The organism is Nocardioides kribbensis (assembly GCF_015070375.1).
In the GTDB taxonomy this organism is placed as follows: domain Bacteria; phylum Actinomycetota; class Actinomycetes; order Propionibacteriales; family Nocardioidaceae; genus Nocardioides; species Nocardioides kribbensis.
This window is the reverse complement of sequence record NZ_JADCLL010000008.1, coordinates 116,275-142,044: the sequence shown is the minus strand read 5'-3', so window position 1 is coordinate 142,044 and position 25,770 is coordinate 116,275. Positions and strand designations below refer to the sequence as shown.

Annotated in this window: 20 protein-coding genes and 1 pseudogene; 6 read left to right on the top strand and 15 right to left on the bottom strand. The window is 68.9% G+C overall.

What is annotated here, in order from left to right:
- Nucleotides 1–94 precede the first annotated feature (94 nt).
- Nucleotides 95–739, bottom strand: coding sequence for a hypothetical protein (locus IR170_RS16695; RefSeq protein ID WP_193665954.1), 645 nt, complete (start codon nucleotides 737–739; stop codon nucleotides 95–97).
- Between the two features lie 57 nt (nucleotides 740–796).
- On the opposite strand from IR170_RS16695, the gene IR170_RS16690 reads away from it, so the two are divergent.
- From IR170_RS16690 to IR170_RS16680, 3 genes are all read left to right on the top strand, one after another.
- Nucleotides 797–1,063: a hypothetical protein gene (locus tag IR170_RS16690; RefSeq protein WP_193665953.1), complete on the top strand. Its 267-nt coding sequence runs from the start codon at nucleotides 797–799 to the stop codon at nucleotides 1,061–1,063.
- A gap of 68 nt (nucleotides 1,064–1,131) precedes the next feature.
- On the top strand, nucleotides 1,132–1,572 hold the full coding sequence (locus IR170_RS16685) for a hypothetical protein (RefSeq protein ID WP_193665952.1): 441 nt from the start codon (nucleotides 1,132–1,134) through the stop codon (nucleotides 1,570–1,572).
- A gap of 475 nt (nucleotides 1,573–2,047) precedes the next feature.
- Nucleotides 2,048–2,536 (top strand): hypothetical protein, encoded by a 489-nt coding sequence (locus IR170_RS16680; protein WP_193665950.1) that lies wholly within the window; start codon nucleotides 2,048–2,050, stop codon nucleotides 2,534–2,536.
- Nucleotides 2,537–3,271: 735 nt separating this feature from the next.
- Here the strand turns inward: IR170_RS16680 and IR170_RS16675 are convergent.
- The 4 genes from IR170_RS16675 to IR170_RS16660 form a co-directional block, all read right to left on the bottom strand.
- Nucleotides 3,272–4,357 carry a hypothetical protein gene (locus IR170_RS16675; protein ID WP_193665948.1) on the bottom strand — a complete coding sequence of 362 codons (1,086 nt, stop codon included), beginning with the start codon at nucleotides 4,355–4,357 and terminating at the stop codon, nucleotides 3,272–3,274.
- On the bottom strand, nucleotides 4,354–4,848 hold the full coding sequence (locus IR170_RS16670) for a SigE family RNA polymerase sigma factor (RefSeq protein WP_193665946.1): 495 nt from the start codon (nucleotides 4,846–4,848) through the stop codon (nucleotides 4,354–4,356). The genes IR170_RS16675 and IR170_RS16670 overlap by 4 nt, the downstream gene beginning before the upstream one ends.
- 590 nt (nucleotides 4,849–5,438) lie before the next feature.
- Nucleotides 5,439–5,744: a hypothetical protein gene (locus tag IR170_RS16665; RefSeq protein WP_193665944.1), complete on the bottom strand. Its 306-nt coding sequence runs from the start codon at nucleotides 5,742–5,744 to the stop codon at nucleotides 5,439–5,441.
- A gap of 350 nt (nucleotides 5,745–6,094) precedes the next feature.
- Nucleotides 6,095–6,595 carry a SigE family RNA polymerase sigma factor gene (locus IR170_RS16660; protein WP_319805134.1) on the bottom strand — a complete coding sequence of 167 codons (501 nt, stop codon included), beginning with the start codon at nucleotides 6,593–6,595 and terminating at the stop codon, nucleotides 6,095–6,097.
- A gap of 400 nt (nucleotides 6,596–6,995) precedes the next feature.
- Between IR170_RS16660 and IR170_RS20540 the strand changes: the two are divergent.
- Together IR170_RS20540 and IR170_RS20445 are read left to right on the top strand one after the other, a co-directional pair.
- Nucleotides 6,996–7,103, top strand: a pseudogene (locus IR170_RS20540) (DUF2510 domain-containing protein); the annotation flags it as partial.
- A 102-nt stretch (nucleotides 7,104–7,205) separates the two neighbouring features.
- The gene (locus tag IR170_RS20445) at nucleotides 7,206–7,913 is read left to right on the top strand and encodes an Ltp family lipoprotein (RefSeq protein WP_319805133.1); all 708 of its coding nucleotides are present in this window, start codon (nucleotides 7,206–7,208) and stop codon (nucleotides 7,911–7,913) included.
- Between the two features lie 1,013 nt (nucleotides 7,914–8,926).
- On the opposite strand, the gene IR170_RS16650 is transcribed toward IR170_RS20445, so the two are convergent.
- From IR170_RS16650 to IR170_RS16605, 10 genes are all read right to left on the bottom strand, one after another.
- On the bottom strand, nucleotides 8,927–9,535 hold the full coding sequence (locus tag IR170_RS16650; protein ID WP_319805132.1) for a lytic murein transglycosylase: 609 nt from the start codon (nucleotides 9,533–9,535) through the stop codon (nucleotides 8,927–8,929).
- Between the two features lie 134 nt (nucleotides 9,536–9,669).
- Nucleotides 9,670–10,542: a phosphate ABC transporter ATP-binding protein gene (locus IR170_RS16645; RefSeq protein WP_227489464.1), complete on the bottom strand. Its 873-nt coding sequence runs from the start codon at nucleotides 10,540–10,542 to the stop codon at nucleotides 9,670–9,672.
- A 123-nt stretch (nucleotides 10,543–10,665) separates the two neighbouring features.
- Nucleotides 10,666–12,207, bottom strand: a complete 1,542-nt coding sequence (locus IR170_RS16640) for an Ig-like domain repeat protein (RefSeq protein WP_193665938.1) — start codon at nucleotides 12,205–12,207, stop codon at nucleotides 10,666–10,668.
- Between the two features lie 135 nt (nucleotides 12,208–12,342).
- Nucleotides 12,343–13,137 (bottom strand): sortase domain-containing protein, encoded by a 795-nt coding sequence (locus IR170_RS16635; protein ID WP_193665936.1) that lies wholly within the window; start codon nucleotides 13,135–13,137, stop codon nucleotides 12,343–12,345.
- 170 nt (nucleotides 13,138–13,307) lie between these two features.
- Nucleotides 13,308–15,983, bottom strand: coding sequence for a hypothetical protein (locus tag IR170_RS20065; protein ID WP_193665934.1), 2,676 nt, complete (start codon nucleotides 15,981–15,983; stop codon nucleotides 13,308–13,310).
- Nucleotides 15,980–17,614 carry a phosphate ABC transporter substrate-binding protein PstS gene (locus IR170_RS16625; RefSeq protein WP_193665932.1) on the bottom strand — a complete coding sequence of 545 codons (1,635 nt, stop codon included), beginning with the start codon at nucleotides 17,612–17,614 and terminating at the stop codon, nucleotides 15,980–15,982. The genes IR170_RS20065 and IR170_RS16625 overlap by 4 nt, the downstream gene beginning before the upstream one ends.
- 77 nt (nucleotides 17,615–17,691) lie before the next feature.
- Nucleotides 17,692–18,945, bottom strand: coding sequence for a phosphate ABC transporter permease PstA (gene pstA, locus IR170_RS16620; protein ID WP_193665930.1), 1,254 nt, complete (start codon nucleotides 18,943–18,945; stop codon nucleotides 17,692–17,694).
- Nucleotides 18,945–19,964 (bottom strand): phosphate ABC transporter permease subunit PstC, encoded by a 1,020-nt coding sequence (gene pstC / locus IR170_RS16615; RefSeq protein ID WP_319805131.1) that lies wholly within the window; start codon nucleotides 19,962–19,964, stop codon nucleotides 18,945–18,947. Before pstC ends, pstA begins: the two co-directional genes overlap by 1 nt.
- A gap of 325 nt (nucleotides 19,965–20,289) precedes the next feature.
- A complete protein-coding gene (locus IR170_RS16610) occupies nucleotides 20,290–22,359 on the bottom strand; it encodes a hypothetical protein (RefSeq protein ID WP_193665928.1) in 2,070 nt (689 codons plus the stop codon).
- Nucleotides 22,360–22,944: 585 nt separating this feature from the next.
- Nucleotides 22,945–25,257, bottom strand: a complete 2,313-nt coding sequence (locus IR170_RS16605) for a P-loop NTPase fold protein (protein ID WP_193665926.1) — start codon at nucleotides 25,255–25,257, stop codon at nucleotides 22,945–22,947.
- A 174-nt stretch (nucleotides 25,258–25,431) separates the two neighbouring features.
- Between IR170_RS16605 and IR170_RS20060 the strand changes: the two genes are divergently transcribed.
- Nucleotides 25,432–25,560, top strand: coding sequence for a hypothetical protein (locus tag IR170_RS20060; protein WP_264674844.1), 129 nt, complete (start codon nucleotides 25,432–25,434; stop codon nucleotides 25,558–25,560).
- Nucleotides 25,561–25,770: the final 210 nt, after the last annotated feature.

The window sequence follows — 25,770 nt, the reverse complement described above, 5'->3', positions numbered from 1 at the left end:
CTTCCCCCCTCCTGACCTCCGGCGCAGGCGGCCCAGGGGTAGCGAGGCGAAGGGCGGAGGAAGCGCGCGATTCGTTCAATCCGGATCGCGGCAGTCAGCGCTCGCGCACGTTGATCTCCCGCACGACCCGCAGCGTCTGGGTGCCGTGCTGGCCCAGGTGAGCCGCTGAGCGCCGGTAGTCCACGGTCACCGACGCGAGGTGCCCTTCGCCGGGCCGGGTGGGCGTGATCGTGACGAAGAGGTAGTCGCTGCGCGGTGCCACGCCGTAGTCGAAGCTCATCGGGGGCTCGAAGGCCTCGATGTCTTCGCAGAACGGTCGCGGATCGCGGACCGCCCCGATCGGGTCCGCAGCCGCGTTCATGTGACACACCCCGAACAACACCTCCGCTTCCGCGCTGTTGCTCGAGAAATCAGCACTGAGCCCCTCGATCGTCACCTCCTCGCCCTCACCGTCGACCCTCGGAAAGATCACCGTCGTCAAGATCGACGCCTTCCCGACCGGCAGCGGAGGAGAGGCGTAGGTGTCGCCCAGGCCGGTGAAGATCGACGGGTGCGTCCACCGATGCCAACCCACGGACACTGCGGCCACCAGCAGTGCCGCAACCACGACCGAGAGGACGATCGTGACGCGCCGCCTCTGGGCAGACGTGCTGCTGGTGCTCGCCGCCTCCACGTCGGCCTGACTTTCCATCCGCACATGCAGCACCGCCAAAGCAGCGGCGACAACGAGATCACCCATCTCCGTTGGCGACGATCGCCGTCCCGAGCGTTCTGGGGGCCTACTACCGTCACCGCCATGAACGGCGAGAGCCTGAGTCACGAAGACGACGGGCTCTCCCCCCTGCTCCGGCGGCGCCGATTCTGGGGCCAGGTGACCCGCGCAGGGTTCGCGCTCGCGATCATCGCCAACGTCATCAAGTCCACCCTCGACCCGCAGGACACCTGGTTCGACGTCATGCGAACGGCCTTAGCGGCGACCTTCACTGTAGGGCTGGTGCTGTGGGTCGTGTTCTGGTGGCTGGTTCGGCGCGAGCGCAGCGCTGTCGAGTCATCTCGGCGGTAGACGCGTCTGACTCGTATATCTTCCACCGCGCGAGCAAAAGGACTGACCGCCCTGAGAGGCTGCATCACGTGACCAGCGCTGAGCGCCCCTCCGACGATCCGGCGAGCAGGCTGCTCAGCCGCTCGATGCTTGTCTTGCTCATCGGAGGATTTGCCGTCTTCACGGTGCCGCGTGCAGGGATCGGCTTGGCGAGCGGTGAGCCGGACCGGCAGGTTGCTGCCGTCGTGGGCCTCGCTTTCTGGGGCTGGCTCACGTGGCGATTGGTGGTCTTGATCAAGGACAACGACGTGGCGAAGGACGGGCGGTATTGGCTCGTCTCCGCAGCAGGCTTTGGCGTCTTCGCTCTGGTTTACGTCGTCTTCGAGGTGATCGACGCAACCAGAGGCGACTTCGATGCTCGCTCAGTTCCCTTCACGATCATGGTGCTTGGTCTAGCGGTTACCTCTGCGTCGGCTGGCAGGCGCGTCAGAGGCACAGATCAAAGTGCAGCCCGCCCCGGCAGTTCCTGACGTCAGCGCGACATTGCGGGGGGGCGCCCGACAATGACGCGTCGGCACTACAGGTTTGGTCACGGCCGCGGCCGGCGCATTCCTTCTTGGGTGTGAGTGCTTTCTCGGTCCCGGTACTAGCCGGGCCAGGCCGGGAGAGTCGCACCCGTAGGGACCGCCACCGGGGGTGGGCTTCTCGGGAGCGGGATCGGATGTGCCGGGCGCCCCTCCGCAGACGATCCGACTCTCTGCGCAGGAGCACGCCCATCATCACCACCACGACCACGGCGCCCGAACGGACCGCTAAGCAGGTGCAGCGCATCCTCGTCACGCAGCTCATGGCGACCTCGGCGTTCCTCGCCTCCGGCGTGCGCATCTTGACGTGACCCAGAGGCTCAAACGAAACCCGCACGGATGACGTCGTCGTTGACGGGCGTGAGAGGGCCGCGGCTCCTGCCTCCTACTCTCCGGTCAGATACGTGGGACCCTCGGACAGATGAAGCCCGACGACTCACTCCCCCCGCCCGCCGAGCTCCATTCCGGGGTCGATCATCGGCTGCCCTTCATCACGGAACTGCAGGAGCTCATCGCGACCCACCACCTCGAGGGCTACACCGGATTCGAATACGCGACAGGACAACCCACGACACTCGACCTCTGGTGGGTCGGACCGCTGCCCGCCGACGTGAAGCACCTCGTCGCGCGGTCAGGTCTCGAGGTCAAGTTGCACGCCGCCACGGTGACTGAAGCGGATCTGTCGAGCGTCGCGGCATTGCTAAAGGCTGCCGCGCCCGCCATCGAGGACTCGGCCATCGAGGTCAGCCTCACTACAGAAACGGTCGGCATCCGCTGGACCGTCAGTCGAGCAGATGTCTCGCGCGCACGCGAGACCGCCGACTCCGTAAGAGACGTAGCCCCAACCGGCCCCCGCATTCAGGTCACCGTCCAGGCCCGACCGAATCTGCCACCGCAGATCGCGTTTTGAACCCCCAAGACGAAGCGCACCACCTTCGGCACGGAGTTGGGGTCTCGATCGAGACCGGTGGTACCAACGATGCTCGCGACGTACGCATTGCACCAGGGCGTCCCAGCACCATGAGAAGCGGCAAGTCGCTCCCAGATCGCGCCCTCGCTCAGCCCTGCGACGAACAGACAAGGCGGCAGCGCCGCTGACCTGACCTACCTGTGAGTTCAATTTCGTGTCGGGAGGCTCCTCATCGTGACTCGCTGCGGTCAGGACAGGGATCGCACGCCGAAGTACACGACAAGAATCAACGCTGCAGCGATAGGCCCGACGACATAGAGGAACATGGCCCAGTTGGTGGCCCGCCCCAGCTTGACCCAAAACCCTTCATGTTGTGCCCTCCGAAGGCTGGGCGACTCCTCCTCCATGCCAAACCCCCGTGGGACGAGACCGAAACGAACGTGTCGCAGTGCGCTCCCATGATGAAGACCCAGGTCAACCCGTCGTTTGATTAGAGCAGGAAGGTGAACCTTCAAGACGTCGTCGCGGGCTTCTGGAACACCATCACGCGGGTCTGGTCAGAACCCACAGCGATGCTGCGGTCGTCACCGTCGCCGGGGCCTGCTGCTCAAACGGGTGACAGTCCTGACCTTCCACCATTCGTGCAGCAGACTCATCGGCCCAACGCTTCGAGGACTGGTCTCGGATGTCTTCCTGACCGTGGTCCCCGGAGCCTGGGGACCGCTCATGGCGGATCTATCTCGTCCGAGTCGATCTCAGCGCAGCGAGTGTCGTCGGGATGGCCTGCTCACCTCGCCACCCGGACCAACTCAGATCACCGCACGTGCTGACCATCAAGCGCACAACCTCCCCGCGTGCGGTGACCGCGACGAGGTGTCGCTTCTCGCCGGCCGCTGTCCCGCAGAGGCGGTCGCCCGAAACACCGGACCAACTTCGCTGCCGCGCGAGTCCCCAGGCGCTGTCCAGGGCTGCGATGTCGACGGCGTCGAGCCCAGTTCCCTGACCAGGGCCGTCACCGTCACAGAGCCTCGCCAGCAGGATCTCGTCCGCGGTGGGGTCGATCGGCGCGATCGTGGCAGGTGCCCTGCACCGCGCAGCCGAGGAACTCCCTCGAGTACCCGAGGGTGCGGGGAGCGACTCGCGTTGCGCCGCCAATGCCTCCAGCCAAGTCGACCCCACCCGGAGCGGAGACACGGCCTCGCCGTCGATCTCGAGCACGCCACAGGCTCCGACCGCCGGAAGAGTGACTGCTGCACCGTCCGCCAAGGTGACGACCAACGCGGCTCTCTCGTCCCACACACCGACGGCCGGCCCACACTCGCCGGCGCCGTCGACCGGGTCCTGCGAAGCGGCAGCGACATCCTGAGCGAAGCGAGGAAGCGCGGAGACCAGAGCATCCGCAGGCACCAGCGACGCGGGACCACGACCGGCGCACAGCCGGACCGAGGACGCCGTAGCCAACTGCTCGGAGGTCAGCTCCACCACGTCGAGGTCGGGGTCGATGACGGCCGGGCACGGATCGGCCCGTTCGGGCGCAGCCCCCTCCCGGTCCGCTCCCGCCGGCGCAGCCGGGGCGGGAGCCTGCCGCAGCGAGTCGCCGATGAGGACCGGCCCTGCCATCACAGCCACCACCACTACGGCTGCCAACAGACCAGTGCCTATCGCGCGCCGACGGCGCCGTCGGCGTTCGGCGGTGGCCACCAGCGGCGCAGCTCGCGAGACCGTGACGGGAGCGTCCGGTACCGCGTCGCGCAGCATCACCCGGAGGACCTCGCCGCGGCGGGTCTCGCCGTCGTCACCGGCCCCATGGACATCGCTCACGGCATCTCCTGCAGGTGGGCTGAAAGTCGGAGGGAAGCCAGGGCCCGAGAGGTCTGGCTCTTGACGGTGCCCGTGCTGACACCGAGCGCGGCCGCGGTCTGCTCCACGCTCAGGTCGTCGTAGAACCGCAGCACCACCACGGCACGCTGCCCGCGTGGGAGGGCAGCGAGCGCTGCGAGGACGTCGCGACTGAGAGCGGTTGTCGCATCAGGCGACGTCTCTTCCGGGAGGACCTCGGTCGGCACCTCGCCGCGCCAGCGACGACGCCACCAGTCGGTGTACGTCGTGACCATGACACGCCGCACGTAGGAGTCGAGTGCCGCACCGCTATCGATGTGGCGCCACCGACGCCAGCACTTCAGCAATGTCGCCTGCACGAGATCCTCCGCCCGATGTGCGTCACCGGTCAGGAGCCACGCGCTGCGCCACAGCGAAGCGCCGCGAGCAGCGACGTACTCCTCGAAGGAAGGCCTCGCGTCCGTGCCGCTCACCGGTCCATCACACACACAAGACGACCTGAGTCTCAACGTCGGTTGTCACGTCAGAGAGAAGCTCTCTGAAACGCTAGCGACGCGCGTCTCGGAGCGCTGAGACAGCCGCTGCCCGCGCACCATCAAGGACGGGTCTGCTGCACTGATCGGTGACATCTGATCTGCGTCGATGTGTGTCGGCGCTGGGAGGATGTGCACCATGCCGAAGGCGTTCCCCGGCAGTTCCGCGAGGACGTGATCCGGGTCTTCAAGACCTCGGGCTCCTCCATCCCGCAGGTCGCGAAGGACTACGGGATCTCGCCGTCGCGCCTGAAGCGGTGGCTCACGATCGACGACCGAAACTCTGTGAACCCGTCACCCGCCGCTCGGGCGGCGAACGAGTCCGATGCGCTGCGTGAGTCGAACATCGGATCAAGCTGCTGGAGCAGGAGAACGAGGTCCAGGATCTCGGGCCACCCGGATCACGTCTTCCTCAAGCTCCTTGGGTACCTGCCAGCCACAGTGGACATCCTTCTAGCCAGAACCCTCGTCCAAGCCGATCTGGAAGTCCCCCGTCTCTTCAACAGACCCCTGGTTCCTCGTCGTTCGGGTCAGCGCAACCAGTTCGTAGTCATGTCGAAAGACATGGTGGCGTCCGTCCAGAATTCGCGCTGGTCGACCGTGGGCGCCTGCGAGAAGCTGATGGTGATCGCGGTGCCCTCGACGTGGCGTTCGATCCTCTCGGCGCCCTGAGGGCAGCTGTGGCCATCGGGGTCGTGTACACAGACCTCGACTGAAGGCATCTCAGCGCGGTTCGACGAACCGGTGAAGGTCGAGCTGCGCACCGTGACTTCGTCCCCCTCGCCCTTCTCATAGGTCGAAGGTCCGACCCATCGGTACTCGGCAGGCAGATCCACAGGAAGTGCCAGGGGAACGCCAGGTAGGTCCGCGAGGTACTGGGTGAGGTCGCTGCGGCTCAGGTCTGACTGTGGCGCGGCAGAGGGATCGGCGGTGCCGGGGGGCGAGCTGGGAGTCGCCGAGCTCGATTCTTCCCCGCTAGCCACGGGAGTCGAGTTGCTGTCATCGAGGGTGGAGGTAGCCAAGGCCGCGCTGCCGCTGCTCAGGACGACGGCGGCGATCGCGCCGACAGCAGCGTTTCGCCGACGGCGTCGGCGAACCCCTTGCTGAACGATCTGTCGAGTTGGTGGCGGACCTATGCGCAGAGCGGTCGACCCAGCCTTCATTGCCTGTGTGGCTTCGGACTCGTTCACGATGTTTCCGTTCTGTTGATGCTGAGGATGTCGGGGTCGTTCGCAAGGAGCGCGAGAGCTCGCGAGAGGCGACTCTTGACAGTGCCAGGGGCGACGCCGAGGATCTCTGCGGTTTCGGACTCGCTGAAGTCGAGGATGTGGCGTGCGATGACCACGCTGCGTTGGGCAGTACTCAGCCGCCCCAGCGCGTCTTGGACGAGAAGCGCTCGATCTAGATCAGCGGCACCGGGCTGCACCTCTTCGGGTACTTCGTCGGTGGGTCTTTCCGACCACCAGCGGCGTCGTCGGCTCGTGCGCAGCTGATTGAGCAGCGCCGTATAGACGTACTTATCGGGGTTGCCAGCTCGCGAAACCCTTCCCCAGTGGACATAGCACTTCGCCAGCGTCGACTGCACCAAGTCCTCTGCCTCGGGGACAGAACATCCCAAAAGGCAAGCTGCACGCACCAGCGCCGGCCATCTCGCCTCCACGAACTCTTCGAAGTCACTACTGCTCACGGTCATCACTGTCCTTCAAGACCATCCAGCCCCCCGCACCGGTTCCATCCGTCACGAGGAAAGTTCTGGAGCGACCCGACGCGTCGCCGGTCCATAGAGCGCGTGACCTGACCGGGTTCAACCAGTCGATGCAACACCGGCGGGTGTGATGCACCATCAGGTGACAGGTTGCGAGACCGCTCACCCGGGCACCGGGCCCCCATGCGCAAACTGCTCTGACTGAATCGAGACTCGGCAACTGAGCGCTCCCAGCCCCGCCCTCAGTTACCACCTGAGGGGTTCGTCGTGACAACTCCTTTGCCATTCTCCGAACAGGCTGGCTCTGTCGATGACATCCTGCTGAGGCCGAATCTTCTGCGGCTCATCTGCAATCGACACGCACCACTCGGGGGAACATCCCATGCCCACTGACGCGCCCGGTCCGGGATGGTTCCCCGATCAGACGAACAGCCACCAAATGCGCTGGTGGGACGGCCAGGCTTGGACAGACCACACCCAGCCCCGTCCCCCTTCGGCGGCCCAGGCTCCGCGACCCTCGTTTCCGGCGGGAGAGGGTGCGACGACCGGGTCGGCGGCCACGAAGCCCTGGTACCTCCGTTGGTGGGCGATCGTGGCGGCCGTTGTCCTCGCACTGGCGGTTGTGGGCAGCCTATTGCCGGACGAGGATGCGCCGGAGGCCGCTGCGACCGAGCCGGCGGCCGTCTCCCCGACCACATCTGCTGAGGCTGAGCCAGCGGTCGAGCCGGAACCCGTGGACACCGACGGTGACGGCGTCAATGATGCCGAGGACCACCGACCCGAAGACCCTAAGGTCCAGACCCGGGACGACGTCGACACCGACAAGGACGGCATCCCGGACTTCGAGGACGCCTTCCCCGAGAACGCGAAGTACAGCAAGGACTCCGACGGAGACGGCGTCGCTGACCCAATCGATGACTTCCCGAAGAACGAGCGGTACAGCAAGGACTCCGACGGAGACGCGGTCGCGGACTCAGAAGATGACTTCCCCGCCGACCCCACGCGATCCAAGATCACCACGGCGATGCAGAACGCCATCAGCGCGGCTGAGTCGTACCTCGACTACACCGCGTTCTCGCGTACGGGTCTGATCGAGCAGCTGCAATTCGAGGGGTACAAGACGGCCGACGCGACATTTGCTGTCGACTACCTGAAGGTCAACTGGAACGAGCAAGCCTTCAAGTCGGCGAAGTCCTACCTTGGCTACACCAGCTTCTCGCTCTCCGGACTCATCGAGCAGCTGCAGTTCGAAGGCTTCACCTACGACCAGGCGGCCTACGGAGCCAAGAAGGCCTACTAGGCCCCCTGCAACCAGCTGTGGCCAGCGGCCTCGTCCGGGCATCCCTCCGACTATCGGGGAGCTCTACTCCAGCGTCCGCCGCCAGGTGATCTCGCTCTTCTTGAGTGGAGTCCAGGTCCAGGTCGTTCGGCGCAAATTCGTCATTGCGGGCCGCCTAGCGTGGCCACGCGACCGACTGCACGTCGCTCGGGGCTCATCGCCCGTCTCGACGTCGCCGGCGCAGAACGAGGCCCCTCGCAAGCAACTCGGGGCTCCGCAACTTAGGGCTGTCGAGTTCGACGATCCGTCTACTGCGCCCTCATGGAAGACGTTCGATCCGGGTGGTGACGAGGCCGCATGTGGAGCGATTGGAGCCTGCCGAAGTTGAGTATGGTCCGAACCGGCTGAGGTCTTAGCCAGGACGAGACACCGTGCCTGTCGGGGTGGTCCACTGTCTCGTGGGGGCGCCCAGTATTCCGCGCGCGCGAGTACTGGGCGTCGACGGCGATCGGCCCCGACGTGTCACCGAGTCGATGGACCCGGTCCACCGGCTCCCGTCCTCAGAACCTCACGACCTCGATCCCTGCTCCGATGGGGCCGACAGTCGAGATGCCCCAGTGGAGCGGACGAAGACGTGGCCGGCGGCAGGGGTGGGACGCGGCTGCGCCGCCTCAGGTAGCTCTTCCTACGCCGACCCACCCGGCCGGGCTCCCCAGGGCACCCGGGCTCACCTCCACGAGCGACCTCGGGGTAGGCCTCGCGGGCTGCAGCAACGCGGCTGCCATCTGCCGTGCCTCTCATCGGCGGGAACAGCAGAAGTCTGATCGCTGCGCCGTGCACCGTGAAGACGACAGCAGTCACCACTCGGTCCAGGTCATCCAGCAGGAGCATCTCGGCGCGGGTGAGCGAACAAGCAGCGCAGCGGTCCTCCACCCAGCGGTGCGCCCGGTGCTGCGACTGTCCTAGTGGTCCTGGCGTCAGCACTCTCGGGACCATAGACCACGCTGGTGAACCGCAGAACCGGTGACGAGACCTCAGTCAAGGCGATCAACGTAGACCTGGGCGGCCCTGCGCACCGAGTCGACGTACTCGCGCGAGGGGTTGTAGGAGAGCACGGCGGCGCTCCAGGCCGGGCCGGTGACGAGATCGGTCCCCGACGCGCACAGGTAGCGGGCGGCGGCCGCTGCGGCGTCGTCGAGGTCGAGGGGGTCCGCCGAGCCGTCCCCGTCGCCGTCGGTGGCCCACCGATCCCAGGTCGACGCGAGGAACTGCATGGGGCCGATCGCGTGCTCCCAACGGCGGTCCCCGTGCCAGGCGGCGGAGGCAGGCGTGGAGCGGATCGCAGCCACGTCACCCGTGCCGTCGAGGGCCGGACCGAGGATCGGGCTGGAGGAGCGACCGTCCTCACCGAGGGTCCGACCGCCGAGTGTCCCGTGCTGCGACTCGATCCACCCGATACCGGCCAGGGTCGTCCAGCCGAGGTCGCAGCCAGCGATCCCCGACAGCTGCGCCTGCCCATAGGCCCGTACGGCGGGAGCCGGCACACCGGTCGCGGCGGAGGTGCGGCTCACCCAGGTGGGGTCGACCGTCGGCGCGGGGGCGGGGTCGGCGCCGCTGGCGGGCTCGGTCCCTGCAGCGGACACCGGCGGGACCGGGGCGGAGACCGGTGCGGGGAGCAGCTCGCGCCCCGGTGTGGACAGTTGCGCCAGACCGGCCATCCCGCCGACACCCAGCACCAGCACCAGGGCGCCGGCGGACGCCACGCGCGGGCCGGCGGTCACCCGAAGCGGCCGTTGACGTAGTCGCTCGTGCGCTCGTCGCGCGGAGCCTCGAACATCGCCCGGGTGTCGCCGTGCTCGACGATCACGCCGGGCGTGCCGTGGGCGGCGAGGAAGAAGGCGCACTGGGAGGACACCCGCGCGGCCTGCTGCATGTTGTGGGTGACGATGACGATGGTGACCTCCCGGGCCAGCTCGAGCATCGTCTCCTCGATGACCCGCGTCGAGGTCGGGTCGAGCGCCGAGCAGGGCTCGTCCATGAGCAGGACGCGGGGCTTGATCGCCAGCGACCGGGCGATGCACAGCCGCTGCTGCTGCCCGCCGGACAGCCCGCCACCGGGGGCGTCGAGACGGTCCTTGACCTCGTGCCACAGCCCGCCCTTGGTCAGGCACGACTCGACCAGCTCCTCCTTCGCCGACCTCGACGCGCGGGTGCCCGTCAGCCGCAGGCCGGCCAGCACGTTCTCCCGGATCGACATCGCGGGAAAGGGATTGGGCTTCTGGAACACCATGCCGATGGCGCGACGGGCGTCGATGAGACGCTTTGCCGGGTCGTAGATGTCCTCACCGTCGAGCCACACCTCGCCCGCGAGCTGGGCAGAGGGCACCAGCTCGTGCATGCGGTTCAGGATGCGCAGGAAGGTCGACTTCCCGCAGCCGGAGGGCCCGATGAGGGCGGTGACCCCGCCTGCGGGCATGGTGAGCGAGACCCGGTCGAGGACCTTGCGTTGACCGAACCAGGCGGTGATGTCGCGCGCGACCAGCTCGGCGAGGGGCGCGGCGGTGTCCACGCCGGGCGTCGTGGGCCGCGCCACGGGCGTGCTCGGCGCAGCGGGCACGGCGGGGAGGACGGAGGTCGCGTCGGTGTCCATGGTTCTCTCTCGGTTCGCGTGTCGGGTGGTGCGGTGCGCAGGCGCGGGAGTCGGTGGCTCCCCCGGCCTCCGGGCGGGGCGGACGGCGCAGCGGTGAGCCGCCCGCCCCGCGTCAGGGGTGGGTCAGCGCTTGAGCTGCTTGATCGTGAACGATGTCGATGAACCCGACGCCGAGGCGCTGCCGGCCCAGACCACCTTCAGCGTGTGCTTGCCGGCCTTCAGCTTGGGCAGGGTGAGGGTGGCTTTGCCCCCGGAGAGGGTCTTCGTGGCCAGGGTCTTGGCTCCCTCCTTGATCTTGACCGGGCCGGAGGCGGTGCCGGCCGACAGCTTCACGGTGACGGTGCCGGTCGCCTTCTTTCCAGCCTTGACCGTGCTGGGGAAGGACTCGCTGATCGTGGAGGTGGCGAGGTCGCGCACAGTCGCGGTGGCCTGGTCGCTGCTGCCCTCGAACTGCGAGCCCGCGGCGGGGAAGAACTCGGCGGTGTAGGTGTGGGCGCCCGGCGTGGCGGGGATGGTCGTCACGGCCTGGCCCGAGGTGAGCGGCACGTTGGCGGCGAGCACGGTGGCGCCCTCGCGGAAGGTCACCGTGCCCGACGGCGCGGTCGAGCCGCTGACGACGGCGGTGAGGGTGACCGCGTTGGCCTTGGCGGTGGAGGCGCTGAGGGCGGTGGTGGTGGCGACGGCCTGGTTAAGGGTGAAGTTGCTGGTGGCCGTCTGCGTCGGGCTGCCGCAGACCCCGCCGCGGGCGGAGGTGGCCAGCTGCTTGAACCCGGCAGCCTCGATCAGTTCGCGAGCCTCGGTGGAGCAGACAAAGCCGTCCTCCCCGAAGACCGCGAGGACCGGGGCCGAGCCGACGTCGGTGCCGCGCACGACGTTATAGAGGGCCCGGTCGGCCTTGAAGCCGCCCTCGAGGGTCAGGGTCGAGCCGAGGAGCCCGGCGCGACCCTCGGAGAAGGGCACCACCGCGTTGGGGTCGTTCTTGACGAGCGTGTCGTCGTGCTCCTGCACCTCGGCCACGGAGCTGGCCAGGACGACGTCGACGCCGTTGTTGGCCGCCTTGAGCTGGGCGACGAAGAAGCTGCGGGTGCCGGAGCCCGCCTGGGGGATCTTGGGCGCGATGACGCCCGGCGTGCCGCCGAGCTGCGACCAGTTCGTCACCGCGCCGCTGTAGATGTCGACGATGTTCTTGGCGGTCAGGCTGGTCGGGGCGTTGCTCCGGGTGTTACCCGAGACGGCCATCTTCAGGGTGTCGAGGGCGAAGGGGAAGCTCTGCAGGCCGGCCTGCACCTCGGTGGTGCTCGGTCCCGAGGAGGAGCGGGCGTAGTCGATGTCGGGGTTGTTGCCCGCGCCGTAGAGCAGGGCCTTGCCGGCACCGGAGCCGTTGGGTCGCGCGATCGAGCCGCTGGGCAGGGCGATGTCGCCGCCGCCGGTGGCGGCGAACGAGGACAGGCGGCCCGAGGTGCGACCGCCGTTGAAGCCGTCGGCCAGCAGTTTGAGCGCGTGCTGGCTGGTGTCGGAGCCGACGCCGATCAGGTCACCGGCGACCGGGGTGAAGGTGGTGTCGTCGGGGTCGACGGCCGCCTGCGAAGGAGCCGCGGCGAGGGCGAGCGAGGATCCGGCCAGGGTGGCGACCAGCAGGCCGCGCAGGGAGGTGCGGGAGAACATCTCGGGTTCTTCTCTTTCCTTCTCGGATGGGTGGTGCGACGGGGCGGAGCGGCGAGCGGGCGGTGCGGGATGGTGCAGGGGTGTGGCGGTGGTCCGGGCGCGCTGGGGCTCCCGGGGATCGTGGGGACGAGGTGGTCACATGACGTTGGGCAGGAGTCGCATCACGACGTCGGTGGCGGCCCACGACAGCGCGAGGGCCAACGGGCAGGCGAGGACCCACACGACGGCGGTGGACCACCGCTGCCGGGCAGCCATCACGGCCAGCGTCAGTGCGAGCAGCAGGGCCAGGCACAGGGCGAGGAGCGGCAGGGCCGCGGGGTCGCCGGCCATGACCTCCTCCGCCTCGGGCACCGCGGTGGGCAGACCCGGCGGAGCGGGCAGCGCCTCGGCCGCCTCGGCGTCGACGTACACGGCCTGCGAGGGCCGGAGCGCCGCCAGCCGACCCACCCCCTCGGCGGTGACCAGGGTCAACCGTGCGGCCCCCTCCCGACGCGGCTGGGGGTAGGGGTCGCCGGTGCGTCGGACGCCGAGCACCGTGAAGCGCGTGGCGCCCTGGGCGACCACCACGTCGATGGGGTCGCCCACTCGGAGGTCGGTGAGATCGGCGAAGGGGGAGCCGTAGGTCGTGGCGCGCCCGAGGACCACCGAGGTGCCCTCCTGCCCCGGGAGCACCGTGCTCCGCAGGTGCCCGGGTCCGACCAGCGTGTCGCCGGAGGCGCTGCCTTCGACCACCACCTGCTCGAGGTCGATGGACGGCGCGGTCACCAGGGCCACGGGCGTGCCGACCGGCGTCACGGGTCCGAGGGGTGCGGTGCCGGAGGCGACGGCCGTGCGGAAGTCGTCGTAGAGCAGCTCCTGGGCCCGGTCCTGGGACAGCGAGCCCAGCAGGAGCAGCTGCACCGCCGGCCACAGGCAGACCAGGGCCAGCATCCCGAACGCCGAGGAGATCGCCGCCGCCGTGGGGTCCTGGGTCCGTCGTGGTCTCGGCGGTGCGGTGCGTCGGCTACCCGGACGGCCCCGGAGTCCGCGACGCGGCCACTCTCGGCCCTGCCCCGGGCGCGGTGGCTCCACCGTCGGCTGGTCCGGGGCCTCGGTCACGCTCATCGGACGGCCCCCGTCGTGGCGCCGCGGACGGGCTGCAGGAAGAAGCGCAGGATGCTCGCCACCGCGACGCCTAGCAGCCCGATCAGCAGCAGGCTCGGCAGGACCCCGCCGGACCATCGCGAGGAGATCGCGGTCGTTGCGGGCATGGCCACCGCCTGGGTGGCGGCGTCGGCCCGCTCGGTCGACGGAGCCGCCTTGCCGCCGGTCGGCTCCTCGGAGTCCGGGACCCCGCCCGCGTCGTCCCCCGACGGGCCCGGGAGACCCGCGCCGCCGCCGGCGGTCCCTCCCCCGCCGGCGTCGCCGCCCGGCGGAGGCGCCGGTGACGACGCGGGAGCCTGGGCCTCGATGGCTGCCGCCACCCGCTGCGCCGAGTCGAAGAGCGCTGCGGTCACGCCGGTGCGCCTGATGGGCAGGTACCCCGCGGGCAGCTCCCCGTTGCCCGAGCCGGGCACCTGCCCCTCGGTCGTGGAGACCCGCACGAACTGCGCCACCTTGTCGGCGGTGGGCTGGTCGAGGCCGGAGGTCTTGGCCGCGGTGTAGACGACCATGGTGCCCGGGTAGGCCCGCGTGCTGCGGCGCACGTCGGCCTGGTCGAGCACGAAGGGACCGAGCTTCTCAGCCTGCTCCCCCAGCGCCACAGCCGCGGCGAGGGAGGCGTCGTCGGGCTCGACGTAGCGGTTCTTGGCCGTTTCGAGTGCTGCGGCGCGCAGGCCGTAACGCTCGAGGTCGCCGAGGCTGACCAGCCCGAGCACGAAGCGTGAACCAAAGGACTGCCGGTCGATGCGGCCGAGCTTGTACTGCTGGGTGGACTGGTCGAACTCGCAGCGCGTCTGCACGTTGGGCCAGCCGTCGAGCAGCGCCTCGGCGACCTTGCGCAGCGTGGTGACCGGCGCCGCCACTTGGGTGAAGTAGACCGCGGGGTTCTCCTGGCGGCAGGTGTTCTGCGTCTGGGGCACGAAGGTGTCGAGCAGCGGCCACTCGGCGCGGGGCAGCGAGATGTCCTCGTACGCCGGGTTGACGCGCATCCCCCACGGGTCGGACTCGCCGCTGACGAAGGCCACGGCCTGCGGGTCCTGGGCGATCCAGCCGGTGAGCTGCTCGACCACGTCGGAGGAGCTCGACAGCTGCAGGAGCGCGGCGCCCGCCTCTTGGCTGGTTGTGCTCAGCCCGGGGTTCAGGCGCTGGAACTCGGGGTCGGTCATGATCGACAGCGGGTTCTCCCCGATGCCCGGGTGGCCGCGTCCCAGGTCGGAGCCGAGGTAGGACTGGGTCAGCAGCTTGGCGACCAAGCGGGCGTTGAGGCGCAGGTCGTCGTACTCGCCCTGGTTGTCGGGTCGGTCGATGACGTAGCCGATGCCGAAGCCGGTGACCGCGGTGGGGGCGTAGCCGACGGGGTCGCTGCCCCGACGCTCGTGCTCGGAGGAGACCTCGGCCGCGGCGCCCTCGCCGGCCTCCATGAGGTTCCACCCCGCGTCGTCGGACATCTGGTTGAGCTGGAACTTGAAGCGCGACTCGTCGAGGCAGTAGGCGGGCGACCACTGGAGCGCGGCTTGCGCGAGCAGCTCGGAACCGTAGAACCCGGTGGGCGCCCGGTCGTCGAGCACGTCGCAGGCGTCGGGCGGCAGACCGAAGGTGATCGGGATGGTGAAGCGGTTGTCCCAGTTCGAGGCCGACCACCACAGCGACGGGGAGACCGCCTGGTCCACGCCCTCCGCGGCGAAGTTGCTCGATCCGGGCAGGAACCGCCCGCCCTTGCGGCAGGCCGCGTCAGCAGGGGTCGGCGGCGTCGCCGGGGCCGCGCAGCTGAGGCCCATGATGGGGATGACGACGATCGAGCAGGCGATGCGCTCGTTGCAGCCCAGCGACTCGTTCTCGGCCTCGCTGCGCACCTCGAACTGCACCGAGCCGGTGCCGTCGGCGTCGGTGAAGGCCGCGAGCTCGTGTGGCGGGAACGCCGCCCCGACCGCCGCCTCCGGCGGCATGTGCGCGGCGTCGCAGGCCAGGTGGACGGTGCGGTCGCGTGCGACGAAGGGTGTGAGCCGCGTGAAGAAGGGGGCGATGTCGGCGGTGGGGCAGGTGTCGGCGGTCGGGAACGGTGTGACCCCGGAGACCCGCTCGCGGTCGGCGTCGGCGGCGAGCAGGTCGCGGGTCCAGGTCGCCTCGGCCGGGGTGCGGCTGACCTGGGAGCGCTGCGCGACCGAGGTCGTCCAGCACGTCGACGGTGCCACCTGCTGCGCGGCCGGGAGCGACGGGTCGTCGACGCCACGGCACTGCATGACGACGACGGGGTACTCCTGCTGGAGCCCGTTCTCGCCGTAGGGGTTGCTGGCCCGTCCCCCGGAGGGCTGTGCCCCCGACCAGGAGATCTCCACGCGCTGACGACCACGCAGGTCCTGCGTCTGGTCCGCAGTCACCGTCACCTGCCGCTCGGGGAAGGCGTACGTCGTGCCGTCGCCGTTGTCGAAGACCCGCTGCAGGGTCTTGGTCTGGCTGAAGGCCGGCTTCGGCCGCGCCGTGACCGTCGGGTCGGCAGTGGCGGGCGAGCTCACGAGCACCACCCCGGCCAGCGCCAGGGCGAGCGCGGCGACCAGCAGCGGTCGCGGGTCGCGGGCTCGGAGACGGGTGAGGCCGCGGAGTGGGGCACCGCAGGACGCCCCGTGGCGCCGGGTCATCGCAGGCCTCCGTTCGAGCGACGGCGACGCACCGCCGTGACGTAGACGCCAGGCACGGTGACCAGGGCGAGTAGGAGCAGCCCCGAGAGCCACCCGAAGGCGCGTCGGTCACCGGGGCGGTCAGCGCTGAGCACGGTGCTCGGATCGGCGTAAAGCGCGTCGCCGGTGGTCGCCGCCGCGGCAGAGACCGGCTCACCGGTCACCGGGTCGAGACCCCCCGCTCCCGCACCGGGGACGCCCCCGGAGCTCGGCACACCAGCGCCTGCACCCTCACCGCCTCCCCCGCCGTCGGCGCCGTTACCCGACGTGCTCGCCGGCGCCGCTCCGGCGCCACCGTCGGTCGCCTCGTCGGTGGAGGGCTGGTTGGTGCCGGTGGCGGTGCCGCACGGACCCTCGCCGACCTTGTCGCAGGACGCGGGCTGCGGGGCGATCTCGGCCAGCTTGTTCTTGCTGAGGTTCTTGCCGTCGAAGGTGGGGTTGTTGCACGAGCGCACGTCGCGGTCGGTGAGGTCGACGGCGGGATCGGCCTTCTTGAGCTTGGCTACCTGGTCGAAGCCGGCCTGGACGAGGTTGAGCGGCAGCGGCGAGTAGCCGTAGGGACCGGCCTTGGCCTGTCCGGCGCACAAGGAGTAGTAGAGGAAGTCGGCCACCGTCTGCCGCTTGGCGGTGGTCATGCGCGGGTCCTTCGCGCCGGTCGGCAGGATCATGTAGGAGTACGACGAGATCGGGTAGGCGCGCGGGTCGCTGTTGGCGTAGACCCCGCCGAGCTCCTGGGTGAGGGTCTGCGGGTTGATCGACGCCTTCGTCAGGGCGACCGCCACGTTGTACTGCGTCGGCTCCACGAAGTAGCCGGCCCGGTTCAGCACCTTGACCACCGGGTAGTCCTTGTTGACGGGGTAGGAGTACTCGACATAGCCGATGGTCCCGTTGCCGGCGAAGCTGGCGATGGTGTTCATGACCTGGTCGGAGCCCGCCTGGCTGATCGCCCGACCTTCTCGCGGGTAGTAGGACGTCAGCCCTGACCGACCGAAGAACGGACGCCAGATCGAGGGGTACTCCCGGTCCATCCACGACGTCAGCTGGGCCGTCGTGCCGGAGCCGTCGGAGCGCACCACGGGCGTGATGGGCAGCGACGGGAAGGCGCGCCCGTTGTTGTCCTTCGTGATGGCCGGGTCGTTCCAGTTGGTGATCTGGTTGGTGAAGATCCTGGTCAGCGTCTCGCCCGAGAGCCTCAGGTTGCGCACGAGCTCGTCACCCACCTTGAGCTGGTAGGTGAAGGCCGTGCCTCCGGCCACGATCGGCAGGTAGGCGAAGTCGCGACCGTTGCTGGTGTCGGCCTGACCGGTCTCGTCGGTGCCCTGGTAGGGGATCTCGGAGATGGCGAAGTCGGTGGAGCCCTGGGCGAAGTCCTTGCGACCCTTCGAGGACCCGCCTCCGGTGTAGACGACCTTGAGTCCGTTGGCGTCGACGTCGGCGATCCACTGCTGCACGATCAGCTCCGACCACGTGGAGCCGGTGCCCTCGATCTGGGCATAGGCCACGCGCGCGGCAGGGTCGCCGAGATCGCCACCGGCGGCGGAGGACGTCGTGGCCGGAGCGAGCACGGCGGCGAGCGCCGCTGCGACCAGCATGACGAGGCCGAGCGGAGCCCGGTGCGGCGTACGACGGAGGCCTCGGACGGCGGGGCGGGACGGGCGGGCGGCGGGGATCACCGGTTCTCCTCGGACGGGACGGGCGGGGCAGGCGGGGCGGGGGTGCGCCTGGGCACCAGGGCGCGCACCGACGCGCCCATCGAGCGGCGCAGGCCGGGGCGCGAGCGGGCCCGCTTGGGGCGCGCCAGAAGGCGGGCGAGGACGAAGAGGAGCAGCACGAGCAGGAGCAGGACCGTGGCGGCCCCGAAGGCGCGGTTGATCGCGGTGGGCTCGCCGCTGCGCACATTGGTGTAGATAAAGAGCGGGAGCGAGTTCATCACCCCGTCGGTCGGCCCCTTCACCAAGAACGGAGCCGCGCCCGAGGTCAGCAGCACGGGGCTGGTCTCACCGACGCCGCGAGCGACTCCGAGGATGACCGCCGTGGCCAGGCCGGGACGAGCGGTCGGCAGGACGACGTGCCACACGGTGCGCCACCGGCTGGCGCCGAGGGCGAGGCTTGCCTCGCGGAGCCCCCCGGGCACCACCCGCAGCACGACGTCGGCGGCACGGGCGATGATGGGCAGCATCATCACCGCGATGGCGAAGGCTGCGGCGAGTCCCGAGCGGTCGCGGCCCAGCGCCACGATCCACACGGTGTAGACGAAGAGTCCGGCCACGATCGAGGGCAGCGCCGTCATCGCCTCCACCACCGTGCGCACCACGCGGGCGAAGCGACCACCCACCTCGGTCATGAAGACCGCCGTGCCGATGCCCAGCGGCAGGGTGATCAGCAGCGCGATCCCGAGCTGGATCAACGAGCCGACGATCGCGTGCAGCACCCCACCCCGGTCGAGGGACTCCTTCGGGCCGACGCCGCTCATGTCGTCGACGAAGAAATTGAGGTGCGTGAGGGGCTGCCAGCCCCGGACGACCACGAAGAGCACCGTGCTCAGCAGGGCCGCGCCCACGAGGAGGGCCGCACCGGTGACGACAGACTCCGCGACGCGGTCGCGCATGTCGGTGACACCCGTGGTCATCGCGGTCACCACGGCGGTGAGGAGCACCCCGGCCACGAACCAGGCGATCAGGAACCACGGGACGCCCGAGAGCGGCAGGAGGCGCTGCGTCACCAGCCACGCCGCCCCGAGCCCGGAGAGCCACGGCGCCCAGCGCAGGAAGCGCTCCGCAGGCGTAGGACGTCCGAGACCGGGTCGCGGGAGCGCGGGCGCGGCGTCGAGGTCGGCGCGCTCTCCCGGCAACCGGGTCGTGCCGACCGCGGTGAGGCGCACCGTGACGTCGTGGGCGGGCGCGGTGTCGTGGGTCGTCGTCATCAGGCCTCCACCCCGGCGCCGGACCGCCCGCGGTTGACCACCACCGCGGCCACGGTGTTGACGGCCAGGGTGATGAGGAACAGGACGAAGCCGGCGGCCAGCAGCGCAGAGAGCTGGGCCGGGCCGGCCTCGCCGAAGCGGCCGGCGATGGTCGAGCTCACGGTGGCGGTGCCGATCTCGACGAGGTTGGGCTTGACCTCGAAAGCCACCGAGATGATGAGGACGACGGCGATGGTCTCGCCCAGGGCGCGCCCCAGGCCGAGCATGGTGCCGCCGATGATGCCGCCGCGTCCGAAGGGGAGCACGACCGACCGCACCACGCCCCAGCGGGTCGCCCCGAGGGCCAGCGCCGCCTCCTTCTCCCCCACCGGGGTCTGCGAGAAGACCTGACGCATCACCGCGCACGCCATCGGCATCACCATCATCGAGACCGCGATCCCGGCGCAGAAGGCGCTGCCGACGTAGCGGCTGGTGTCCCAGACCGCGGCGTCGGGGTCGGTGTCGCGGACCTGGAAGAACGGCAGCCAACCGAGGTTGCGCTGCAGCCACAACGCGAGCTCGGCGGCGTGGGGCATGACCAGGAAGAACCCCCACAGGCCGTAGACGATCGAGGGGACGGCCGCCATCAGGTCGACCAGCGACACCAGCGTGGGCCTGATGCGGGCGGGGGCGTACTCGCTGATGTAGAGCGCGGTCAGCAGCGACAGCGGGAAGGCGATCACCATCGCCACCGCGGCCACCGAGACCGTGCCGGCGAGGATGCCGGCGATGCCGACCACGTCGGTGTCAGGCTCCCAGACCTCGGTGGTGAAGAAGGACAGGCCGTAGCGCTGGAGGGTCGGGAAGGCCTGCCAGCCCAGGAACAGTCCGACGCCACCGGTGATCACCAGCACGGAGGCCCCCACGGCCCGCATCGCGTGGGCGAAGACGGCGTCGGCCCCGCGAGGTGTGCGGGAAACACGTCGTGGTCTGACGTCGCCCTCGATGGTCGGGCGGTCGAACGTGGGCAGGGTAGTCACCGTCGAGCCGTTTCCTCACTGGTCAGGGCCCCGGGGTGGCGGAGCGACGTAAGCATCGGGAGGCCACGGGAACGAGGAACGGCGACTTGAGTGAACGATCTGGGAACGCCCGGGCTGGCTTCACCCAACAGGCCATCAGGAAGCAAAGGACGTAGTCACGACGGACTAGGCCGACCCGCTCCGGAATAGTCCATATGGCACATCCACTGACCGCGCAGAATCAGGACGTGCGAGCGGCCTCCCCCGAAGCAGCGGCTGGCTGGACGTTTACAGACCGTCCACAGCTTGTGCGGTCGAACCAGTCGGCTGGGTCACCGATGTCGACCTAGCTCTCCCGGCCGGCAGCAGCCGGTCGTCGGCGCGCGACCACAGGAACCGGCGAGGTCGCCGGTGCTCCGGTTCTCGGGGGAGCCCCCACCGACCGCGCGACCGGGGTGATTCGCGCCTGTACGTTCGGAGCATCGGGAGGGCCGAGTCTGTTGTCCGCGGGCGCGGGCTTGCGTGGTAGGGCGGGGCCGCCGCAGAGCTCCGCACCGCACGCGATGCCGGCGGCTCCAGGGACGGTGACGTTGCGCTGTACCACGGCTCCCGCCCCGAGAGTGGGTCGGTCGGTGCGGCCGGCCAGCACGACGGGGACGCTGCGCCAGGGACGGTTCAACGGGTCACTCCCTGGGGCGGTGTCGCGCGGGACGCTGGTTCTCTCAAAGCCGCGCCGAGCGAGGGCGGGAGGGGTCTGGCCGAGCATGCTGGCGTTGGCGACGATGTCGTAGGCCGCTGCGTTATCGGACGGCCAGGAGTAGGTCTGCTCGAGGAGCTCGACGACGTTCCACCTCCCCTCGCCATCAGGGCAGAGGGCCCGAAGTCCTTCGAAGGCTTCCCACCGGCATTGGTCCGCTGTCGGGAACCAGTCGGCCCAGGAGACGACGCACAGGCGTGCGGCATTGCTCGGCGACAGCGCACGCGCCTTTCCGGCGATGATCCTCTGCAGACGCTTGGTCATGTCGTGCGAGCGCTGTCGATGCCCGTGGTACGGATCAGGTGCTGCCACGAAGAGGACGGTGGCTCCGCCCGCCGAGGGCTGGACTCTCTCGAGGTAGTCGACCCACGCGTCGACTTTGTCGATGACGTTGCGGTTGACGTTACGGGTCATCTCGATGGCGATGGGGAGTCCGTCGCTTCGCACGACGGCGCCGTCGGCCCTCTTCTCGGCCCACCGTGCGTCGAGAGGCGACGGAGACCTCCGAGTCAGGTTGCCCAGGGCGCAGTGCTGCTCGCCGATGAGCGCGACGGCGTCGCAGAGCTCTCCGATGCGGAGCAGGAGCTCGGCGGCCAGGATGCTGTGGTGGTGGTGCCGGGCGTCGCCCGTCCAGGGGGTCTTGCCGAGGATGGCCAGCTCGGCGGCCGGCGTGCAGAACGAGGCGATGAACTCCGCTCCGTTCTGCCCCGGAGCGATGATGCGGGGTCCGAGATAGATGCCGTCATCGACGCTGAGGGCAAGCACACCTGCGCTCCAGGCGGCCTGCAAAACCTCACGCAGGGCGCGGGGTTCGGTGCCGGGCCCGACCAGCGCCAGCAACTGCTCCTCCGTGACAGCGCGGAAGGAGTGCACGACACCGAGCACGCGCTGCATGAGCTCGAGCGAACCAAGCAGCATGCGGCGGTCCTGCGGCGTGCCGAGCTCACCCTCCGCTGTGGGGCGGCGACGGTCCCGGCTCGGCAGAGGGGGGTGCGGTCGCACGGACGTCGAGGAGCCGCGGAGCAGGCCGAATCGGTAGTACGGGTCGCGGCGAGAAGCGGCGGGCGACCACTCGATCTCGCTCCACTGAGCCCCGGCTATCGCGAGGTCGCAGACCTCGCTCTCCCTCAACAGGCCGAGGGCCTGGGAACGACTCATGCCCGCTGCAGTTCCTGGCCCGACTGCGTTGGCCATCCACCTTCCTTCCGCTAGGGGCTCGTGCGAGAGCGGGCTCGTTGGCGGTTCGTGATGGGGGTGATGCGAGAACGGAAAGGTGGTGGGGATGTCGTCGAGGGTCGCGTGGAGCTCGTTCCAGATCTGGAGCCGGCGGCCTCGTGAACGACCGTCCCGCAGCCAGCCCAGGGTGAGGGTCTCCACCGCTGCTTCCGGCTCTCCGAGAATGCGGCAGAGCTTGCGGACGAGCCTGCGACTTCGGCTCGGGCTCACCCCTGACGCACGGAGCACGTCGACGAGGGTGAGGCTCGTCAGATACCGGAACTCCCGGCGCTCGCACACGTTCCGGACGACGTTGTGCAGGTGGGCGGGGTCAGCCTCGATGTCGGCGAGGGTCTCGGCCCGTTGTCGAGCCGCCACCGTGCGAGCTGCGCGAGGTCGGATCATGTGGGGGTCGTGGATGGCGTTGCCGAAGGGCTGGGTCATGCAGGGGCTGTGCCGCTGCGTCAGGGAGGGCCGACTTCGCAGATTCCGGGGGTGGATCTGCGGGGCGAAAATCGACGACCCCGCCGAAATTCGGCGCCAATGTCGCCTTGTCCCGCACGCCTATGTCCCTTGGGAAATCGGCATGACATAGCCCCTGACGCGCACTCCCCCCAGGACACACGGCTGCTTTGTCACCTTGTAGGAGCCACTCGGAGGTGGGGGGCCTGCTCCTACGTCGCAGGTCATGCAGTGGTTCAGTCACAGCCAACGTTGAAGTCGGACCCCCCAACTGCAAGACCACTGCGACAAGCACCATGACGCACACGAGCAGGGACGATCCGGTCACGACGCAGACCCCACGATTCCGACGACGAGCAGACCCGATCCGGACCAGCCGAGCGAAGCGAGGCCTCCTTACATACGAGCCGGAGTCGTCGCGCTGACGCGCACCCCGCCCGGTCCCGGGCCACCACCGGCGACCCCGCGGGCAGCGGTGCTCCAGCCAAGACGCCCCCGACCTTCGCCCGACACTCGACGAATTCTTCGGATGAGGGTCGCCGCACCCACCATCGGAAGTCGGGTTCGTCAGCCCTCATCGCCTTGGGCCGGTCCTGACGGCTCGACGCGCTGGCCGTCATCAGGTTCGCTCTCAGGCGCGGTGGTGGCGTTCGGCGGTGGCGTGACTCTTCCTCGCACGAAGGCGCGACGATTTGACCAGGTCAGGTCGGACGCGTCGACGTCGACCACTTCTTGGTGGTACCAGGGGTCGTCTCCTGGCGGTGCAAGCTGGTCGTAGATGCTCTGGTCGAATTCGTCGGTCGCGAGGTACCAGGTGGTCGTGACCCCGACGGAGCCGTGGATCCCGACCAGTCGTGACGCGAGGGTCTCCAACGTGACTGCGCCCGTCGCGATGACCGCCTGGATCTTCTGACGGAGCTCACCCACGCGGTTCCTGGACAGGGCAGAGTGGAGGACGAATCCGATGCCGAGGGCCTCCGGGGCGTAGTCGCCGTCGGTGAGGTTGTCGATAATTGCGGCGACGGCGCGGTCGAGGATGTCAGTCTCGACGGCGCCGGCCCATGATGGGGCGGTGTTATTGCGCCTGACTTCAGGCATGGCCTGCTCGGTATCGCGCCACAGGCGCATGCGAGTGCTGACGTCCAAAGGCTCGGCCAGCGCGATGATGTCGACGGCCGGTTGATTGTCGTCTAGGCCTGCGATTGTCGAGGCCAGCCAACGCAGCAGTTGCGAGTGTGCGCTGAACATGGATCCGTGTTCCTCGGGGACCAGCGCTATCGTCGTGACGATCGATGAAGCGAGCCGTATCCTGGCTTTGTCGAGGACCTGACCGGGGTCGGTGGACGGTTGATTCGCGCGGTGCATGCACTTTCTCAGGGCGAGCATCTGCCGGCTCGGGTCAATTGGCCCGCTTGGGGGCGTAGTTGTTATCGCTGGACCGCCCGGCGACGGAGTCGCATCTGGGGCCTGCCCCGTCAGCAACCGCACCAGCGGACTCGCGTCGCCGGCCGCAGCAGCCTGCACCGCCTCGCGCGCGTCGGAGTCCCGCACATCATGGGTCACGATCCCCATGGCGAAGTACCGGTCGAAGTAATCCTCCACACGAACACCGACGCCCGTCTCGGAGGCGTAGGTGCCGTAGTGGCCGGTGAACGTGACCTTCGGGAACAGTGATCCGAGGACGAGTCGCGCCGATTGCTGTTGGTCCGCGGGCACGCGTTCCAGCAAAGGGGCCGGGTTGAACTTCTGCATCGCGAGGTCAGGTGATTCAAATTCTAGTTGCCCGGTGCCGCCGGAGACGAGCCGGTCTTTGTATCGGGGTAGTTGGTGGTAGAGCTGCGGTACGGCGACACGGAGTAGCAGAAGCAGTTGGACGTCGTCGTCGTCGATCTCGCCGACGTCGAGCAGCGGCAGGTGATGGCGGACTTGCGCGACGTACCTATCGATCGCTCGGGGTGTGCGCAACAGGTCGGTGAAGCACTCAACCATCGCAGGCAAACGTCCGGGGTCGCTCGACCGTCTCGTTCCGCCACGCGCAGTGAGGATCGGCGCCAGACCGGCGTTGAGGCGTACGACTGCTTGGTGCTTCAGAAGTGGCGGCACTGTTAGGGGGTACTGGACGATCTTTTCGAGGAACAATGTGGCGGCTGCGTCGCTTTCTGCCCGAGAGCCGCCCCAGGTCACTGATCCGGCGACCGGTCCGGCCACCCCTGCCCCTGGTCCGGCGAAGTGGCCGCCGACGACCGTCCGCAGGAGGGTGTCTTCGTCGTAGGCCAGCAGGTAGGACATCCCGTCGAACCGGCCCAGCAACCGGACGACCTTGAGGAGTGCCGCGAGTTCGTCGCCGTGCAGGCGGTCGATGTCGTCGACTACGACCAGGACCGGGATGCGGAGCTTGCGCAGTTCGCTCGCGGCGTCGTTGAAGGCCTTTTGCCATGACGGGTCCCGCGTTAGGCGTTCAGCACCGGCTTTGACTACGTCGGCCGCCGCCGCACCAGCGACGGGGATGACGTTCGCTACCGGCGCAGCCAGCCCTGCGGTGGTCGCGAGTGCTCTGGTGAACGCTTTGCCGCGCTTCTTCGGAAGTGCTTCGGAAACGGCCGCGTGGAACTCGGACAGTAGGCCGGTGATGTCGCTGGTCGCCCACGGCGTGAACCGGGCGACCACCCATTGCTTGTGGTGCTTCTTCAAGTGCTCAACCAGCATGTTGACCACGGAAGTCTTGCCACTACCCCATGCGCCAGCCAGGCCGAAGACGACGCTCGAGTCGGGCGAGTGGGTCGAGGCGATGAGTTCTGCGGCCTGTCCGGCGTACTGCTTGCGGTCAAGAGTGTCCGCACACGATGAGATCAGTGGTTCGTCCGCCCAGGTCGTCGTCACGCCTTCATTGTCCGCGATCGACGACCCTGCTAGCACGCCGCGTGTTCCACCTGTGTTCCCAAGACTCCTTGACAGTTCGCTGATCCGCCGACTCCATCAAGCAAGACGACCGGGAACACGTCGCGCGGTCGTTGCCACGATCGGCAGGACACATGAGAGCCTCCGAGAGAGCCGGTGGCCGAGGTCGCTCGCGACCTCGGCATCAACTACAAGATCCTCGGTGCCTGGGTCCGCAGGGAACGCGAGCAGAAGACGCTCGACGCCCTGCCGAGCGGCCCAGCGGGCATGAGCGTCTCGAGTTGAAGCGGCTGCGCAAGGAAGTCGCCGATCTCAAGGTCGAACGCGACATCCTTCGCAAGTTGGGTCAGCGGCGACCGATCACTGTGCCCAAGCTCAAATTACTCCACTGTAACCGCGACCCGCCCCGCGTCGAAGACACGGATCACCAGAGCGTCTCGATACATGACGCAGTGGAAACGCAGCGACGATCCGGCCCAACACCAGGACGTCACC